Source organism: Streptomyces sp. NPDC090032, from assembly GCF_044748025.1.
GTDB lineage: Bacteria > Actinomycetota > Actinomycetes > Streptomycetales > Streptomycetaceae > Streptomyces.
In genome coordinates this window covers 18,182-33,350 of the sequence record NZ_JBIVFF010000018.1, presented here as the reverse complement: position 1 = coordinate 33,350, position 15,169 = coordinate 18,182, and the positions used below count along the sequence as shown (strand labels likewise).

Here is a 15,169-nt window from a genome sequence, read left to right as displayed (position 1 = left end):
AAGTCATGGAGTCCGTGGCTCGTGGCGGAACCAGATGGAAGCGGTTCGCCGTAGTCATGGTGCCGAGCGTCGCGGCTACTGCCGCGATAGGCGTCGCCCTCTCGCAGGGTGCGCTTGCGGCATCGTTCAGTGTTTCGGGTCAGTCGTTCAAGGTGACGGCCGACTCGCTCGACGGTACGGGATTCGTCCAGTACGGGGCCCTCGACAGCGGTAAGTCGGGTGCACACCCGGTTGCCGTCGTCGGCCTCAACGAGGCGAAGATCACCAACCTGTGCCAGTCGGTCGTCGTGCCGGTGCCGGTCTTCGGTGACGTGTCGATGAAGCTCAGCGCGGGCGGTGCGGGCGGCCCCCGCGTCGAGGCGAAGAAGCTCTACATCGACGCCGATGACCTGTCGACCAACGCCACGTTCAAGAACATCGACATCGGCGTCGGTATCGACTCGACCACCAAGGGTCCGGGTCCGTCCAAGGGCGACAAGTACGTCCCGGACTCGTTCTCGCAGCAGGCCGACTCGGTGCACTTCGAAGATGTCAAGCAGCGCGCGTGGGCGACCACGGCCGGCACCTTCAAGCTCTCCGGCCTGCACATGCAGGTGCAGAAGGGCGCACACGAGTGCTACTAGGCCCCAGGGTCTAGTTCACTCACAGCGCTGAACGGCCGGGCGCGGGGGCGAACGGAAGCTCCGGGACGTCCCCGTGCCCGAATCCGACACGCACCATCACCACAGAACAACGCCATTCCCGAGGAGCTGTACGACATGAGCGCCGAAGCGCAAGCAGGGCTGGGCGACAGGCTCGGCCGGACGCGCCGATCGTTCCGAGGGTGGCGCGGTCAGCGCCCATTCTGGGGTGGTCTGCTGACGCTGCTGGGCGGCATTCCGATCATGTACTTCCCGTACGCGAATCTCACGCTCGGCTCGATGACCATCCGGATGTCGACGACCGCCGGCGCCGGTTCACTGATCATCGGCGTCCTGCTTGTGGTGCTCGGCCTGACGCTCTGGTTCCAGCCGATGTCCCGCATCTTCGCGGGCGTCGCTGCGATCCTGCTCGCCCTGGTCTCCTTGGTGGTCTCCAACTTCGGTGGCTTCGTCATCGGCTTCCTGCTGGCGCTGCTCGGCGGCGCTCTCGGCATCTCCTGGGGGCCCGCACGGGCCGCGAAGCAGGAGACGGGCGGCGGGAAGTCCGCGGACGACGCGGACGCCCAGAAGGGCGAGACGGCAGCCTTCGACGCCTTCGGCGGTGCGTCGAACGATCTGTCAGGAACGAGCCCGAACGGTAACGACGTGACGAACGGGAGGCACCGTGCCGGCTGACGAGGTGCGTCACGAGAACTCTGCGGCAGAGTTCCGTGAGAGAACCGGGCCGCGGCATGCAGCCCCCAGAAAGCCGATGTTCACCAGGCTGCACATTCCCGCGGGCAAGGCGATAGCCATTGCGGCGATGCCCACCGCCGTGCTCATGGGCATGGGGCTGACCCCCACGCTGGCGCAGGCCAAGGACAATCCCACCAAGTTCTCGGCCGACGACTACAAGGCGTGCGCCGACGCGATCAAGGCGTCCGAGGACGGCAAGGACGCGACCGACGGCAAGGGTGACGAGTCCGCCTCGCCCACCCCGACGCCGTCGCCCTCGGCGTCCGCGGGCAAGGACACGTCGGACGACAAGGCGGACTCGGGCGACAAGGCCGAGCCCACCCCGTCGCCCTCCGCGTCCAAGCCCTCGGACACCTCTGGCGGTTCCTCGGACGGCAGCACGGCCGGCACCAAGACGGCCACGCCCACCCCGGCGCCCTCCGAGACCAAGAACCCGCTCGACCCGCTGGGTGTCGGCGACGCGCTCAAGGACCTGCTGACGCCCAAGGAGAAGGAGTCGGCGACCCCGACCCCCTCGCCGTCGGCATCCGCGTCCAAGTCCACGGACGTGGGCGGCACCGTCAAGGACACCGTCGGCAAGGTCACCAAGCCCGTCACGGACACGGCGGACAAGGCCGGGGACGCGGTCAAGGACACGGTGGACAAGGCCGGCAAGACCGTCGACGACGTCGCGGACAAGGCCACCAAGGTGGTCCCCACGCCGTCGCCGAGCGAGACCGGCGTGCCGGACAACTGCCCGGTCGCCACGGACGCCGAGGGTGACAACGAGCAGACCCCTGCTCAGGTCCCGAACGACTCGTGGCATCTGGAGGCCAGTTCGCTGACCCTCAAGGGTGCGGACTACCAGGGCGTCGTGAACGTGCGCACGCCCAACGGCACGATCAAGAAGGTCCTGAAGTACGTCATCTCGAACGGCACCGACATCGGTGACCTGCACCAGACGGTCGACGGCCCCGACGGCAAGACGTACCACGTCCAGGCCGGCAAGGGCACCACGTCCACCATCCGTGGCGGGACGACCACCATGTACACGGAGTCGATCTCGGGCAACCTCCTGGGGCTGATCCCGATCACGTTCGACGCCGAGCACCCGCCGCCGCTGAACATCCCGCTGATCTACTTCACGAACGTGAAGGTCAAGCAGGCCGGTCAGTTCGGCGGTGACCTGCACGTGCCGGGTCTGCACCAGTACCTCACCGGCTGACCCCGCTGCCGCACAGACGCCGAGGGCGCCCCCTGCAACAGGGGGCGCCCTCGGCGCAGTTCGGGGGGAGACGTCAGTCGCGCTCTCCGCCGCCCAGGTGGTGCACCCGGACCATGTTGGTGGTGCCGGGGACGCCGGGGGGCGAACCGGCCGTGATGATCACGGTGTCGCCGTCGTTGAAGCGGTTCAGCTTCACCATCTCGGCGTCGACCAGGTCGACCATCGCGTCGGTGTTGTCGACGTACGGCACGATGTGCGAATCGACGCCCCAGCTCAGCGTCAGCTGGTTGCGGGTGCCCTCGTCCGTGGTGAAGGCCAGGATCGGCTGGGCCGCGCGGTAGCGGGACAGGCGGCGGGCCGTGTCGCCGGACTGGGTGAAGGCCACGAGGCCCTTGGCGCCCAGGAAGTCGGCGATCTCGCAGGCGGCGCGGGCCACCGAACCGCCCTGCGTGCGCGGCTTCTTGCCGGGCACGAGCGGCTGGAGGCCCTTGGACAGGAGCTCACCCTCGGCCGCGACGACGATCTTCGACATCGTCTTCACGGTCTCGATCGGGTAGGCGCCCACGGAGGACTCGGCGGACAGCATGACCGCGTCCGCGCCGTCCAGGATCGCGTTGGCGACGTCGGACGCCTCGGCGCGCGTGGGGCGGGAGTTGGTGATCATCGACTCCATCATCTGGGTCGCGACGATCACCGGCTTGGCGTTGCGGCGGCACATCTCCACGAGGCGCTTCTGCACCATCGGGACCTTTTCGAGCGGGTACTCGACGGCGAGGTCACCGCGGGCCACCATCACGGCGTCGAACGCCGCGACGACGCCCGCCATGTTGTCGACCGCCTGCGGCTTCTCCACCTTGGCGATGACGGGGACCCGGCGGCCCTCCTCGTCCATCACCTTGTGGACGTCCTTGACGTCGTCGGCGTCGCGCACGAACGAAAGGGCGACCATGTCGCAGCCCATCCGCAGGGCGAAGCGCAGGTCCTCGATGTCCTTCTCGGACAGTGCGGGCACGTTCACGGCCGCGCCGGGCAGGTTGATGCCCTTGTGGTCGGAGATGACACCGCCCTCGACGACGATCGTCTTCACGCGCGGGCCGTCGACCTCGACGACGCGCAGCTCGACGTTGCCGTCGTTGATGAGGATCTGGTCGCCCTTGGAGACATCGCCGGGCAGACCCTTGTAGGTCGTGCCGCAGATCGACTTGTCGCCCGGCACGTCGTCGGTGGTGATGGTGAACTCGTCACCGCGCACCAGCTCGACGGGGCCTTCGGCGAAGGTCTCGAGACGGATCTTGGGGCCCTGGAGGTCCGCGAGGACGCCGACGGCTCGGCCGGTGCTCTCCGCGGCGGCCCGGACACGGTCGTACCGCCCCTGGTGCTCGGCGTGCGTGCCATGGCTGAAGTTGAAGCGGGCCACGTTCATACCGGCTTCGATCAGCGCAACGAGCTGCTCTTCGGAGTCGACGGCGGGGCCCAGCGTGCAGACGATTTTGGAACGGCGCATAGGGGCGATCCTATCGGTTTGTTTCGCTACGGAATATTCCGTCTGGCGGAATCTACAAATGGGCGGTGGTGCGCTCAGTCGTTGCGGGTCGCGGAGTCGTGCACGAGGGCGTAGGTCTGCTGCGCGATCTCCAGTTCCTCGTCGGTCGGGACGACGGCGACAGCCACCCGCGCGTACTCCGGCGAGATCAGCCGCGGTTCGTCGGAACGTACGGAATTGAGCTCGCCGTCGACCGCCAGGCCCAGCTCCTCCAGGCCCGCCACGGCAGCTTCGCGCACCGGCGCCGCGTTCTCGCCGACCCCCGCCGTGAACACCAGCGCATCCACCCGGCCGAGCACCGCGTAGTACGCGCCGATGTACTTCTTCAGACGGTGGATGTAGATGTCGAAGGCGAGTCGCGCCGCCTCGTCGCCCTCGTCGACACGGCGGCGGATCTCCCGCATGTCGTTGTCGCCGCAGAGGCCGACGAGCCCGCTCTTCTGGTTGAGCAGTACGTCGATCTCGTCGGCGGACATGTTGCCCACCCGCATCAAATGGAAGATGACGGCCGGGTCCACATCGCCCGAACGTGTCCCCATCACCAGGCCCTCCAGGGGCGTCAGGCCCATGGAGGTGTCCACGCACCGGCCGCCGCGCACCGCCGACGCCGAGGCGCCGTTGCCCAGGTGCAGCACGATGACGTTGACCTCCTCGGGCGCCTTGCCCAGGAGCTCGGCCGCCTTGCGGGACACGTACGCGTGCGACGTGCCGTGGAAGCCGTAGCGGCGGATGCGGTGCTCGTCGGCGGTCTTCACGTCGATCGCGTAGCGCGCCGCCGACTCCGGCATCGTCGTGTGGAACGCCGTGTCGAAGACGGCGACCTGCGGCAGATCGGGGCGCAGCTCCGTCGCGGTGCGGATGCCCGTGAGGTTGGCCGGGTTGTGCAGCGGCGCGACGGGGATCAGCCGCTCGATCTCCGTGAGGACCGTGTCGTCGATCACGGTCGGCTCGGTGAAGAACATCCCGCCGTGCACCACGCGGTGGCCGATCGCGGCGAGCTCGGGGGAGTCCAGGCCCATCCCGTCGCGGGCCAGTTCCTCGGCGACCGCCTTCAGGGCCGCGTCGTGGTCGGCGATCGGGCCGTTCGCCTCGCGCGCCTCGCCGCCGTCCCCGGCCAGCGGCGAGTGCTTGAGGCGGGACGTCTCCTCACCGATGCGCTCGACCAGGCCCACGGCGAGCCGGGCGCCGCTCTCCATGTCGAGCAGCTGGTACTTCAGCGACGAGGAACCGGAGTTGAGGACGAGAACTCGGCTGGCCAGGGGGGCCGAGCGAAGCGCGTCAGGCAGGGCGGTGGTGGGTGACGGGTGGGAGGTCACAGGTGCTTACCTCTTCGTAGGGGTCAGGAGGCCGGCGTCTGGGCCTGGATCGCCGTGATGGCGACCGTGTTGACGATGTCCTGCACGAGCGCGCCGCGCGACAGGTCGTTGACCGGCTTGCGCAGCCCCTGCAGGACCGGACCGACGGCGATGGCGCCCGCCGAACGCTGTACGGCCTTGTACGTGTTGTTGCCGGTGTTCAGGTCGGGGAAGATCAGCACGCTGGCCTGACCGGCGACCTCCGAGCCGGGCAGCTTGGTCGCCGCCACCGACGGCTCGACCGCCGCGTCGTACTGGATGGGGCCCTCGATCTTCAGGTCGGGCCGCCGCTCGCGCACCAGGTCCGTGGCCCGGCGCACCTTGTCGACGTCCGCGCCCGAACCCGACGTGCCCGTCGAGTACGACAGCATCGCGATCCGCGGGTCCACGCCGAACTGCTCGGCGGTGGCCGCCGCCTGGGCGGCGATGTCGGCGAGCTGCTGGGCGTCCGGGTCCGGGTTCACCGCGCAGTCGCCGTACACGAGGACCTTGTCGGCGAGGCACATGAAGAAGACGGACGACACGATGTCGGCGTCCGGCTTGGTCTTGATGATCTCGAACGCGGGGCGGATCGTCGCGGCCGTCGAGTGCACGGAACCCGACACCATGCCGTCCGCGAGACCGCTCTGCACCATCAGCGTCCCGAAGTAGTTCACGTCCGCCACGACGTCGTACGCGAGCTCGACCGTGACGCCCTTGTGGGCGCGCAGTTGCGCGTACTCGGCGGCGAACCGGTCCCGCAGCTCGGACGTGGCCGGGTCGATGATCTGCGAGTCCACCAGGTCGACGCCCAGATCGGCGGCCTTCTTGCGGATCTGCTCCGCCGGGCCGAGCAGCGTCAGGTCGCACACCCCGCGGCGCAGCAGGACGTCCGCCGCGCGCAGGACGCGCTCCTCGCTGCCCTCGGGCAGCACGACACGGCGCTTGTCGGCGCGGGCCCGCTCCAGGAGCTTGTGCTCGAACATCATCGGCGTGACGCGGTCGCTGCTGGGCGCCGAGACGCGCTCCAGCAGGCCTGCCGTGTCGACCCACCGCTCGAAGAGGCCGAGCGCCGTCTCCGCCTTGCGGGGCGTCGACGCGTTCAACTTGCCCTCCATGGAGAACAGTTCACCCGCGGTGGGGAAGGAGCCGCCCTGCACCGCCACCACCGGCGTGCCGGGCGCGAGGCGGTCGGAGAGCGTCAGGATCTCCTCGCCGGGCCGCTCGTCGAGGGTCAGCAGGACGCCGGCTATCGGCGGGGTGCCGGCGCTGTGCGCGGCCAGGGAACCCACCACCAGGTCCGCGCGGTCCCCGGGCGTCACGACCAGACAGCCCGGCGTCAGCGCCTTGATGAACGCCGGCAGCATCGCACCCCCGAACACGAAGTCCAGTGCGTCGCGCGCGAGCCCCGCCTCGTCGCCGAGCAGCACCTCACCGCCGAGCGCCTGCGCGATCTGGGAGACCGTCGGCGCGGACAGGGCGGGCTCGTCCGGCAGTACGTAGGTGGGCACCGGGAGATGGGCCGCCAGGCTGTCGCGTATCGCCTCGCGGTCCTGCGCCGCCACCCGGTTCACGACCATCGCGAGCACGTCGCAGCCGAGGACCTCGTACGCGCGGTACGCGTTACGGGTCTCGGCGTGCACGGACTCCGGGGTCTGCTTGCGGCCGCCCACCACGGGGATGACGGACGCGCCGAACTCGTTCGCGAGGCGGGCGTTGACGGCCAGTTCGTCGGGGAGCTGCGTGTCGGCGAAGTCCGTGCCGAGGACGAGGACGACCTCGTATTCGCGGGCGACCTCGTGGAAGCGGTCCACGAGGCGCGAGACCAGTTCATCGGTGCCCTGCTCGGCCTGCACGGCCGACGCCTCGTGATAGTCGAGGCCGTAGACCGTCGCCGGGTCCTGGGAGAGGCGGTAGCGCGCCCGCAGCAGTTCGAAGAGCCGGTCGGGACCGTCGTGGACGAGCGGACGGAAGACGCCCACCCGGTCGACCTGCCGGGTCAGGAGCTCCATGACTCCCAGCTCCACGACCTGCCGGCCGTCACCCCGGTCGATCCCGGTCACGTACACGCTGCGCGTCACGCGTGCTCTCCCTTTCGTTGGACGGGCCGCAGAGAAGGGGGCCTCTGCCGCGGAGTTTCGGCCATTGAACCGGCCTCTGATGAAAGTCGTAGCCGTGTCCTCTTGACAATACCTCCGGGGGTGGCTAGGTCGCCCGCCGGACAAAGTCCCTGGTCCGGGGGCCGAAAGGCCCCGGAACGCGCGCCCCGCGGGCCTGTGTGCAGCGCCTGTGAGCCGCGTCGCCCCCACGGCCGTGAAAGAATCGCAACGGCTCACAAGTCTCAACAGCGAGCAGGAGAAACGCACGATGCGTATCGGAGTTCTCACCGCCGGCGGCGACTGTCCTGGCCTGAACGCAGTGATCCGGTCGGTCGTGCACCGCGCCGTCACCCACCACGGCGACGAGGTGATCGGCTTCGAGGACGGGTACGCGGGACTGCTCGACGGCCGCTACCGGACCCTCGACCTGAACGCCGTGAGCGGCATCCTCGCCCGTGGCGGCACCATCCTCGGCTCCTCCCGGCTCGAGCGGGACCGCTTCCGCGCCGCCTGCGAGAACGCCAAGGAACTCGCCACCGAGATCGGCTTCGACGTCCTCATCCCCATCGGCGGTGAGGGCACGCTGACCGCGGCCCGGATGCTCGCCGACGCGGGCCTGCCCGTCGTCGGTGTCCCGAAGACCATCGACAACGACATCTCCGCCACGGACCGCACCTTCGGCTTCGACACCGCCGTCGGCGTCGCCACGGAGGCCATGGACCGGCTGAAGACCACCGCCGAGTCCCACCAGCGCGTCATGGTCGTCGAGGTGATGGGCCGGCACGCCGGCTGGATCGCCCTGGAGTCCGGCATGGCGGGCGGCGCGCACGGCATCTGCCTGCCCGAGCGGCCCTTCGACCCGTCCGACCTGGTCAAGATGGTCGAGGAGCGCTTCGCGCGCGGCAAGAAGTTCGCCGTCATCTGCGTGGCCGAGGGCGCGCATCCCGCCGAGGGCACGATGGACTACCGGACCGGCGCGATCGACCGGTTCGGCCACGAGCGCTTCCAGGGCATCGGCACCGCCCTCGCGTTCGAGCTGGAGCGCCGCCTCGGCAAGGAGGCGAAGCCGGTCATTCTCGGTCACGTCCAGCGCGGCGGCACCCCGACCGCGTACGACAGGGTCCTCGCCACGCGCTTCGGCTGGCACGCCGTCGAGGCGGCGCACCGGGGCGTCTCCGGCCGCATGACGGCGCTGCGCGGCACGGAGATCGAGATGGTCCCGCTCGCCGAGGCCGTCGCCGAACTGAAGACGGTGCCGAAGGACCGTATGGACGAGGCGGAATCGGTGTTCTAGGACACACGGCCGGTCCTACGACGTGTGCATCCTCGACCAGAACTCGTCGAGGATGCCGTCGAGGAACTCCCGCCCGGCCTCGCCCGATTCGCGCCCCGAGCCGCCGCCCCAGCTGAGCGTCGCGGCCATCAGCGCCTGGTACTCGAGCTGCATCTCCTGGAGCGCTTCCTCCAGTTGACCCTTGTGCACCGGGATGAGCTTGGCGACCGGGCGCGTGTACGCCTGCCAGCGCGTGGTCACCGCGCTGCGCAGCAGGTCCGCCAGCTGTTCGTCGCGGCCCGTGACCGTCGCGAAGTCCTGCGGCGCGAGGCCGAGCACCTCGGCGAGCGCGGTCGACTGGCGCTCGTTGCCGTGCCACTCGCCGGTCTCCTCCATCCGCAGATACGAGTGGATCTCCACCCCCACCGTGCGCGCCACGTCCTCCGGCGCCATGCCGCGGGACATCCGGTGCTCACGCAGCGTCCGCGCCGCGCCGATGAGGTCACCCGGCGAACACCACAGGGCACCCGCGAGAGCGGTCAGCTCCGCCGACGTCGGCGAGGTGAGCCCACGCTCCCAGGCGACGATCGTGTCGGGCGTGACGTGATGCTGGCCGTACGAGGCGCGCATGCCGTAAGCGACATGCCCGGGTGCCATGCCCAGGGCCTCTCGGAGGTGTCGGGCGGCCGGAGCGTTGAACGGCGGGGCGGAGTCGCTTGGGTGCACGGGCAAACGGTAGGGGCGGGGGAGGCCGGTGGCTACGGTCTGTTCGCACCGGGTTACGTGTCGTAGGAACCTACGGGGACGGGACTCCCGGTAACCATTTCCGTATACTCCTTGTATGCAACCCTGGGGGCAGTCGTGACGTCGGGACGGGACAAGGCCTACGCGTTTCTCAAGGAGAACGTGCTCGCCGACCCGGACAGGCAAGGGGAGTTCCTCTCCGAGCAGGAACTCGCCGACCGTATCGGCGTCTCCCGCACCCCGATCCGCGAGGCGCTCCTGCTGCTCGCCGCCGAGGACCTCGTGCGGCTGGTCCCCAAGCGCGGTGCGCAGGTCGTACCGCTGTCGGGGCGGGAGATCACCGAGGTGATGGAGCTGCGCGGCATCGTCGAGCGGTACTCGGCGGAGCGGATCATCGCCGAGGGCAAGGCCCCCGTGTCCGAGCTGAGGGCGCTGCTCGTCCGCCAGCGCACCCTCAGCGGGGCCGAGCACGCCAAGGAGTTCATCGCCGTGGATCACCTCTTCCACGCGACGATCGTGGCGGCGGCGGGCAACGCCCTCCTCGACCGCCACTACGACGGGCTCCGCAGTCGGCAGATCCGGGCCGGGGTGGTGGCGCTGTTCAACCAGCACGGCCGTCAGGAGTCGGTGCTCCACGAGCACGAGGCGATCCTCGACGCGATCGCCTCCGGCGACCGGCAGGCCGCGTGCGCCGCGATCGACAGCCACCTGGAGTCGACGCTCAAGGTGCTGCTCGCGGGGTAGCGGCCCGGCCGGTGGTCCGGCTCGCCGTCACAGGCTCCTGCGGTTGGCCAGTACGGGGATGGAACGGCGCACCGAGGCGACCTCGTCGAGGTCCAGGTCCGCGATGAGCAGCCCCGGTCCTTCTTCCAGGCGCTGCCGTACGGTTCCGTCGGGGCCGACGACGGCGCTGTGGCCGATGCCGGTGGGGGCGTTCGACGCGGCGGTGACGCCGGAGGCCGCCGGGTCCGCCTGGTCCACGGCGGCGAGCCAGAGCGTGGCGTCGAGCGCGCGGGCGCGGATCAGCAGCTCCCACTGCTCACGCTTGCCCGGTCCCGCGCCCCACGAGGCGGGCAGTACGGACACCACCGCGCCCGCGTCGGCGTGGGCCCTGAACAGCTCCGGGAAGCGGACGTCGTAGCAGGTCGCGAGGCCGATGCGGGTGCCGTCGACGTCGAAGGTGACGACCTCGGACCCGGGTGCCACGGTGTCGGACTCGGCGAAGCCGAAGGCGTCGTAGAGATGGATCTTGTCGTAGGCCGCCTCGACGCCGGGGCCGGTGGCGAGCAGGGTGTTGGCCACCTTGCCGCCCGGGGCGGGCGTGAACATGCCCGCGACCACGACGAGTCCGGCCTCCTTGGCGATCTGGCGCACCGCCGTGGCCCAGGGACCGTCGAGCGGCTCGGCCAGCGGCGCCAGCGGGGTCCCGAAGCAGGCCATCGCGGCCTCCGGGAAGACGACGACGCGGGCGCCCGCGTCCGCCGCGAGACGGGCCTGTTCGCGCAGGAGAGCGAGGTTCTCCTCGGGGCGGGGGCCGGTGGTGATCTGGCTCAGCGCGATACGCATGAGACGTTCCTCCTCGTGTGGGGGTTCGGGAATGCGTGGTCCGGGGGTCAGGACGCCGTGGACGCGGCGGGGGAGCGGACCGGTTCGCCGCCGAGCAGCTCCTCGTCGCCGCGGTCGCCGTCGCGGCCCAGACACAGTCCGGCGATGGTGACGATCGCGGTGCCCGCGACGTAGAGGGCCAGCGGGATCCACGAGTCGTACGCGTCGAGCAGCGCCGTGAACAGCAGGGGCGCGACGGCGCCGCCGATGACACCGGCCAGCGTGTACGCGAGCGAGGAGCCGGTGTAGCGCAGGCGCGGGGAGAACTGCTCGGCGATGAAGGCCGCCTGCGGCCCGTACATCGCGGAGTGGAAGACCAGGGCCACCACGACACCGAGTGCGAGCAGCGGCCAGCTCCCGCCGCCGATCATGGGGAAGAACAGGAACGGCCACACACCGGCGGCCGCCGCCGAGACCCCGTACAGGACGCGGCGGTTGACGCGGTCGGACAGGGCTCCGGCCAGCGGGATGAGGAAGACCTGGAGCGAGGAGCCGATGAGGACGGCGGCCAGGGCGGAGCCGCGGGACATGCCCAGCTCGCCGGTCGCGTAGGTCAGGACGAAGACGGTGAACAACGCGTACAGGACGTCCGGGGCCACGCGGCTGAGGATCGCGGCCGCCAGGGCGCGCGGGTGCGTCGTGAAGACCTCGCGGATCGGGGCCTCGGGGCGCTGCTGCTCGGCCTCCATCGCCTTGAAGACCGGGGTTTCCTCCAGCTTCGCGCGGATCCACAGGCCGAAGAACACGAGCACCCCGGAGAGCAGGAACGCCACACGCCAGCCCCAGGACGTGAACTGAACCTCCGTCAGGAGGGCGCCGAGGGCCGCGAGTACGCCGTTGGCGAGGAGGTTGCCGACCGGCGGGCCGATCTGCGCGGCCGAGGCGTAGAAGCCGCGCCGGCGCGGATCGCCGAACTCGCTGGACAGCAGCACCGCCCCGCCCCACTCGCCGCCGACGCCGACACCCTGGGCGAAGCGGAGGATGACGAGGGTGATCGGCGCGGCGACGCCGATCGTGGCGTAGGACGGGAGCAGTCCGATCGCGAGGGTCGCGGCCCCGATCAGGACGAGGGTCGCGATCAGGACCTTCTTGCGGCCGAGCTTGTCGCCGAGGCGGCCGAAGACGAAACCGCCGAGCGGGCGTGAGACGTAGCCGACGGCGTACGTGGAGAACGCCAGCAGGGTGCCGGTGGCGGGGTCCTCCGAGGGGAAGAAGACGTCGCCGAAGACCAGCGCCGCCGCGACGGAGTAGATGGCGAAGTCGTACCACTCCAGTGCGGTTCCGGTCAGGCTGGCGAAGAAGGCGCGGCGGACCGCGGACCCGCCGAGCGGGGTCTTTTCCGTGCTCGTGCTGGTGTGGTTCACGACGTCCGTCCCTGAGGTTCCTGGGTTGAGGCTAGCGGTCGACCTTCCGGCATACTTCTTGTATACAGGTCGTATGCGCAAGCCTTCCGCGCAAAGTTAACCTCCCCGATATCGCGAACGATGTGGAGAAACCCCATGGCGCTGCTGACTTTCGAACTGCCCGACGGCACCACCCGCAAGGTCGATGTCGTGCAGGTGCTCAACGCCGGGTACGCCGGACGCAGCCAGGACGACGTGGCCGCCCACGTGGCGGAGCTCGCCGAGCTGGGGGTGCCCGCGCCCTCCGTGACCCCCGCGCTCTACCCCGTCTCCCCCTACCTCGCCCAGCACACCGAGCAGGTCCGCGTCCAGCACGGACGCACCTCGGGCGAGGCCGAGTGGGCACTGGTCGTCGACCAGGACGGCGACCTGCTCCTGACGGCCGCCTGCGACCACACCGACCGCGAGCTGGAGGTGCACGGGGTGGCATGGAGCAAGAACGCGAGCCCCGACGTCCTCGCCCGCCGCGCCTGGCGCCTCGCCGATGTGCAGGAGCGCCTGGACGACCTGACCCTGCGCGCCTGGGTGACCCACGACGGCCAGGAGACCCTCATCCAGGACGGCACCCTGGCCGAGCTGCTCACGCCGGCCTACTGGGCCGACGTCCTGCGGGAGCGCGGCGACCTGGTGCCCGGCACGGTCCTGATCTCCGGCACCATCCCGATGGCCGAGGGCGTCGACCAGTTCGCCTCCCGCTGGCGCGTGGAACTCGACGACCCGGCCACGGGCGACACCATCGACCTGGCGTACGACGTGGTCAGGATGCCGGTGCCGATCGGCTGAGCGGGCGGACGGCGCACCGGTCGGCCGGTTCGCCGATCGATCCAGCTGTGCGCGAGGGTGCGGCCGGTCAGCCCTTGACCGCACCCCCCAGCGCGAACCCTCCGCCGAATTTCCGGGCCACCAGGATGTACAGCAGGATCACCGGCGTCGAGTAGATGATCGAGAAGGCCGCCAGCTGGCCGTAGACGACGGTGCCCCGGTTGCCGAAGAAGTCGTTGATGCTGACCGAGGCCGGCATCTGTTCGGGGGTGAGCAGGAGCATGAAGGGGACGAAGAAGTTTCCCCACATCATGACGAAGGAGAAGACGGTGACCACCGCCACTCCCGGGCCCATCAGGGGGAGCACGATGCGGAGCAGGGACTGGAACGAGGACGCTCCGTCCGTCCAGGCCGCCTCCTCCAGCTCCTTGGGAACTCCGTCCATGAAGTTCTTCATCAGCCAGATGGCGAACGGGAGTTGGGACGCCGCGAAGAAGAAGATCGTGCCCTGCATCGTGTCGATCAGATTGACCTGAACGAACAGCGCGTACACGGGGACCATGATCGCCGTGATGGGCAGGCAGGTCGCGAACAGGACCGTCGCCAGGAACGGGTTGTTGAAGCGGGAGCGGTAGCGGGACAGCGGGTACGCCGCGAGAGCCGCGCTCGCCACCGTCAGGAGGGTCGCGCCGCCGCACAGCAGCAGGCTGTTGAGGAGCGGCGTGAAGGTGATGTCGGGGGTCAGGACCGCGTCGAAGTTGTCCAGGGTGACGCCGTCGGGGATCTTCACCTGGAGGTTCGCGTGCGCGTCGAGGGCGGAGAGGATCACCCACGCCAGCGGCAGGACGAACGCCGCGGCGACGATCAGAAGTCCGGCGTCGGCCGCAAGGCGGTGGCGGACGGTGCGGGGTGAGGACACTCAGGCCTCCGAGCGCAGCAGGCGCATATAGACCAGCGAGAACAGCGAGCCGACGACCAGGAGGAGCAGGGCCACCGCCGTGCCGTAGCCGATCATGCTCTTCTGGAAGGCCTGCTCGTACATGAACAGGGGCAGGGTCTGGCTCCGGTTTCCGGGGCCGCCCCGGGTCATCACCCAGATCAGGCCGAAGACGGACAGCGTCTGCAGGGTGTTCAGCATGAGGTTCGTGGCGATGGAGCGGCGGATCATCGGGAGCGTGATGTGCCACATGCGGCGCCAGCCGCCCGCGCCGTCCATCTCCGCCGCCTCGGTGATCTCCTTGGGTATCTCGCCGAGCGCCGCCGAGTAGACCAGCATGGAGAACGCCGTCCCGCGCCACACGTTCGCGAACGACACCGCGAGGATCGGCAGCGTGAACAGCCAGTTCTGGGTGGGCAGATGGAGCCAGTCCAGGATCGCGTTCAGCGTGCCCTCGCGGCGGAAGAACGCGTAGAGCAGGAAACCGGCGACGACCTCCGGCAGGACCCACGCGCACACCACGACCGCGCCCGTGACCGTGCGGACCGTCTTCGACGCGCGCTGCATCAGCGCGGCCAGGGCGAGGCCCAGCGTGTTCTGGCCGATGAGCGAGGACAGGACCGTGAAGACGAGGGTGAGCCAGACCGCGTTCAGGAACGCGTCGTCCTTGAACGCGGCCGTGAAGTTCTTGAAGCCCACGAACGAGGAGTGGGCCTGGCCCGTCAACTGCAGGTCCGTGAAGGCGATGTACGCGCAGTACGCGATCGGCCCTGCGAGGAAGAGCAGCAGCAGGACCAGGGAAGGGGCCAGGGGCAGGGCGCGGGTCAGGGGGCGTCGTGCTCCGCCCCGCCCCGGCTTCTTCTGGTGATCACCTCGTGGAGGGGGCAGG

14 protein-coding genes are annotated in these 15,169 nt (G+C 69.8%); 6 read left to right on the top strand and 8 right to left on the bottom strand.

Features of this window, described 5'->3' with window-relative positions; genetic code table 11:
- Nucleotides 1–5: 5 nt before the first annotated feature.
- From ACIPWY_RS34960 to ACIPWY_RS34950, 3 genes are all read left to right on the top strand, one after another.
- A complete protein-coding gene (locus ACIPWY_RS34960) occupies nt 6–623 on the top strand; it encodes a DUF6230 family protein (RefSeq protein ID WP_116509787.1) in 618 nt (205 codons plus the stop codon).
- Nucleotides 624–758: 135 nt separating this feature from the next.
- Nucleotides 759–1,316 (top strand): DUF6114 domain-containing protein, encoded by a 558-nt coding sequence (locus ACIPWY_RS34955; RefSeq protein ID WP_362908182.1) that lies wholly within the window; start codon nt 759–761, stop codon nt 1,314–1,316.
- Complete coding sequence (locus ACIPWY_RS34950) at nt 1,306–2,580, top strand: hypothetical protein (protein WP_401536478.1); 1,275 nt, start codon at nt 1,306–1,308, stop codon at nt 2,578–2,580. The genes ACIPWY_RS34955 and ACIPWY_RS34950 overlap by 11 nt, the downstream gene beginning before the upstream one ends.
- 73 nt (nt 2,581–2,653) lie before the next feature.
- On the opposite strand, the gene pyk is transcribed toward ACIPWY_RS34950, so the two are convergent.
- The 3 genes from pyk to pta form a co-directional block, all read right to left on the bottom strand.
- Entirely contained in the window at nt 2,654–4,084 is a 1,431-nt protein-coding gene (pyk, locus tag ACIPWY_RS34945; protein ID WP_393704958.1) for a pyruvate kinase, read from the bottom strand.
- Nucleotides 4,085–4,158: 74 nt separating this feature from the next.
- Complete coding sequence (locus tag ACIPWY_RS34940) at nt 4,159–5,382, bottom strand: acetate kinase (protein WP_401536548.1); 1,224 nt, start codon at nt 5,380–5,382, stop codon at nt 4,159–4,161.
- A gap of 80 nt (nt 5,383–5,462) precedes the next feature.
- Nucleotides 5,463–7,538 (bottom strand): phosphate acetyltransferase, encoded by a 2,076-nt coding sequence (pta, locus tag ACIPWY_RS34935; protein WP_362908179.1) that lies wholly within the window; start codon nt 7,536–7,538, stop codon nt 5,463–5,465.
- Between the two features lie 286 nt (nt 7,539–7,824).
- On the opposite strand from pta, the gene ACIPWY_RS34930 reads away from it, so the two are divergent.
- Nucleotides 7,825–8,850 (top strand): ATP-dependent 6-phosphofructokinase, encoded by a 1,026-nt coding sequence (locus ACIPWY_RS34930; protein WP_362908178.1) that lies wholly within the window; start codon nt 7,825–7,827, stop codon nt 8,848–8,850.
- Between the two features lie 15 nt (nt 8,851–8,865).
- On the opposite strand, the gene ACIPWY_RS34925 is transcribed toward ACIPWY_RS34930, so the two are convergent.
- Entirely contained in the window at nt 8,866–9,555 is a 690-nt protein-coding gene (locus ACIPWY_RS34925) for a helix-turn-helix domain-containing protein (protein WP_393704962.1), read from the bottom strand.
- A 135-nt stretch (nt 9,556–9,690) separates the two neighbouring features.
- Between ACIPWY_RS34925 and ACIPWY_RS34920 the strand changes: the two genes are divergently transcribed.
- Complete coding sequence (locus ACIPWY_RS34920; RefSeq protein WP_362908176.1) at nt 9,691–10,317, top strand: GntR family transcriptional regulator; 627 nt, start codon at nt 9,691–9,693, stop codon at nt 10,315–10,317.
- Nucleotides 10,318–10,344: 27 nt separating this feature from the next.
- Here ACIPWY_RS34920 and ACIPWY_RS34915 read toward each other — a convergent pair whose 3' ends face one another.
- The gene (locus tag ACIPWY_RS34915; RefSeq protein ID WP_401536472.1) at nt 10,345–11,139 is read right to left on the bottom strand and encodes a carbon-nitrogen hydrolase family protein; all 795 of its coding nucleotides are present in this window, start codon (nt 11,137–11,139) and stop codon (nt 10,345–10,347) included.
- Between the two features lie 47 nt (nt 11,140–11,186).
- Nucleotides 11,187–12,542 (bottom strand): MFS transporter, encoded by a 1,356-nt coding sequence (locus ACIPWY_RS34910; protein WP_401536469.1) that lies wholly within the window; start codon nt 12,540–12,542, stop codon nt 11,187–11,189.
- Nucleotides 12,543–12,677: 135 nt separating this feature from the next.
- Here ACIPWY_RS34910 and ACIPWY_RS34905 point away from each other — a divergent pair, with 135 nt between their 5' ends.
- A complete protein-coding gene (locus ACIPWY_RS34905) occupies nt 12,678–13,364 on the top strand; it encodes a DUF2848 domain-containing protein (RefSeq protein WP_362908173.1) in 687 nt (228 codons plus the stop codon).
- Between the two features lie 67 nt (nt 13,365–13,431).
- Here ACIPWY_RS34905 and ACIPWY_RS34900 read toward each other — a convergent pair whose 3' ends face one another.
- Nucleotides 13,432–14,262, bottom strand: coding sequence for a carbohydrate ABC transporter permease (locus tag ACIPWY_RS34900; RefSeq protein ID WP_362908172.1), 831 nt, complete (start codon nt 14,260–14,262; stop codon nt 13,432–13,434).
- A complete protein-coding gene (locus tag ACIPWY_RS34895) occupies nt 14,263–15,168 on the bottom strand; it encodes a carbohydrate ABC transporter permease (protein WP_393704997.1) in 906 nt (301 codons plus the stop codon).
- Between the last annotated feature and the right edge of the window lies 1 nt (nt 15,169).

Coding starts and splice junctions, on each gene's coding strand:
- ACIPWY_RS34960 (WP_116509787.1), top strand. CDS start 6: ATGGAGTCCGTGGCTCGTGGCGGAACCAGATGGAAGCGGTTCGCCGTA.
- ACIPWY_RS34955 (WP_362908182.1), top strand. CDS start 759: ATGAGCGCCGAAGCGCAAGCAGGGCTGGGCGACAGGCTCGGCCGGACG.
- pyk (WP_393704958.1), bottom strand. CDS start 4,084: ATGCGCCGTTCCAAAATCGTCTGCACGCTGGGCCCCGCCGTCGACTCC.
- ACIPWY_RS34930 (WP_362908178.1), top strand. CDS start 7,825: ATGCGTATCGGAGTTCTCACCGCCGGCGGCGACTGTCCTGGCCTGAAC.
- ACIPWY_RS34915 (WP_401536472.1), bottom strand. CDS start 11,139: ATGCGTATCGCGCTGAGCCAGATCACCACCGGCCCCCGCCCCGAGGAG.
- ACIPWY_RS34905 (WP_362908173.1), top strand. CDS start 12,678: ATGGCGCTGCTGACTTTCGAACTGCCCGACGGCACCACCCGCAAGGTC.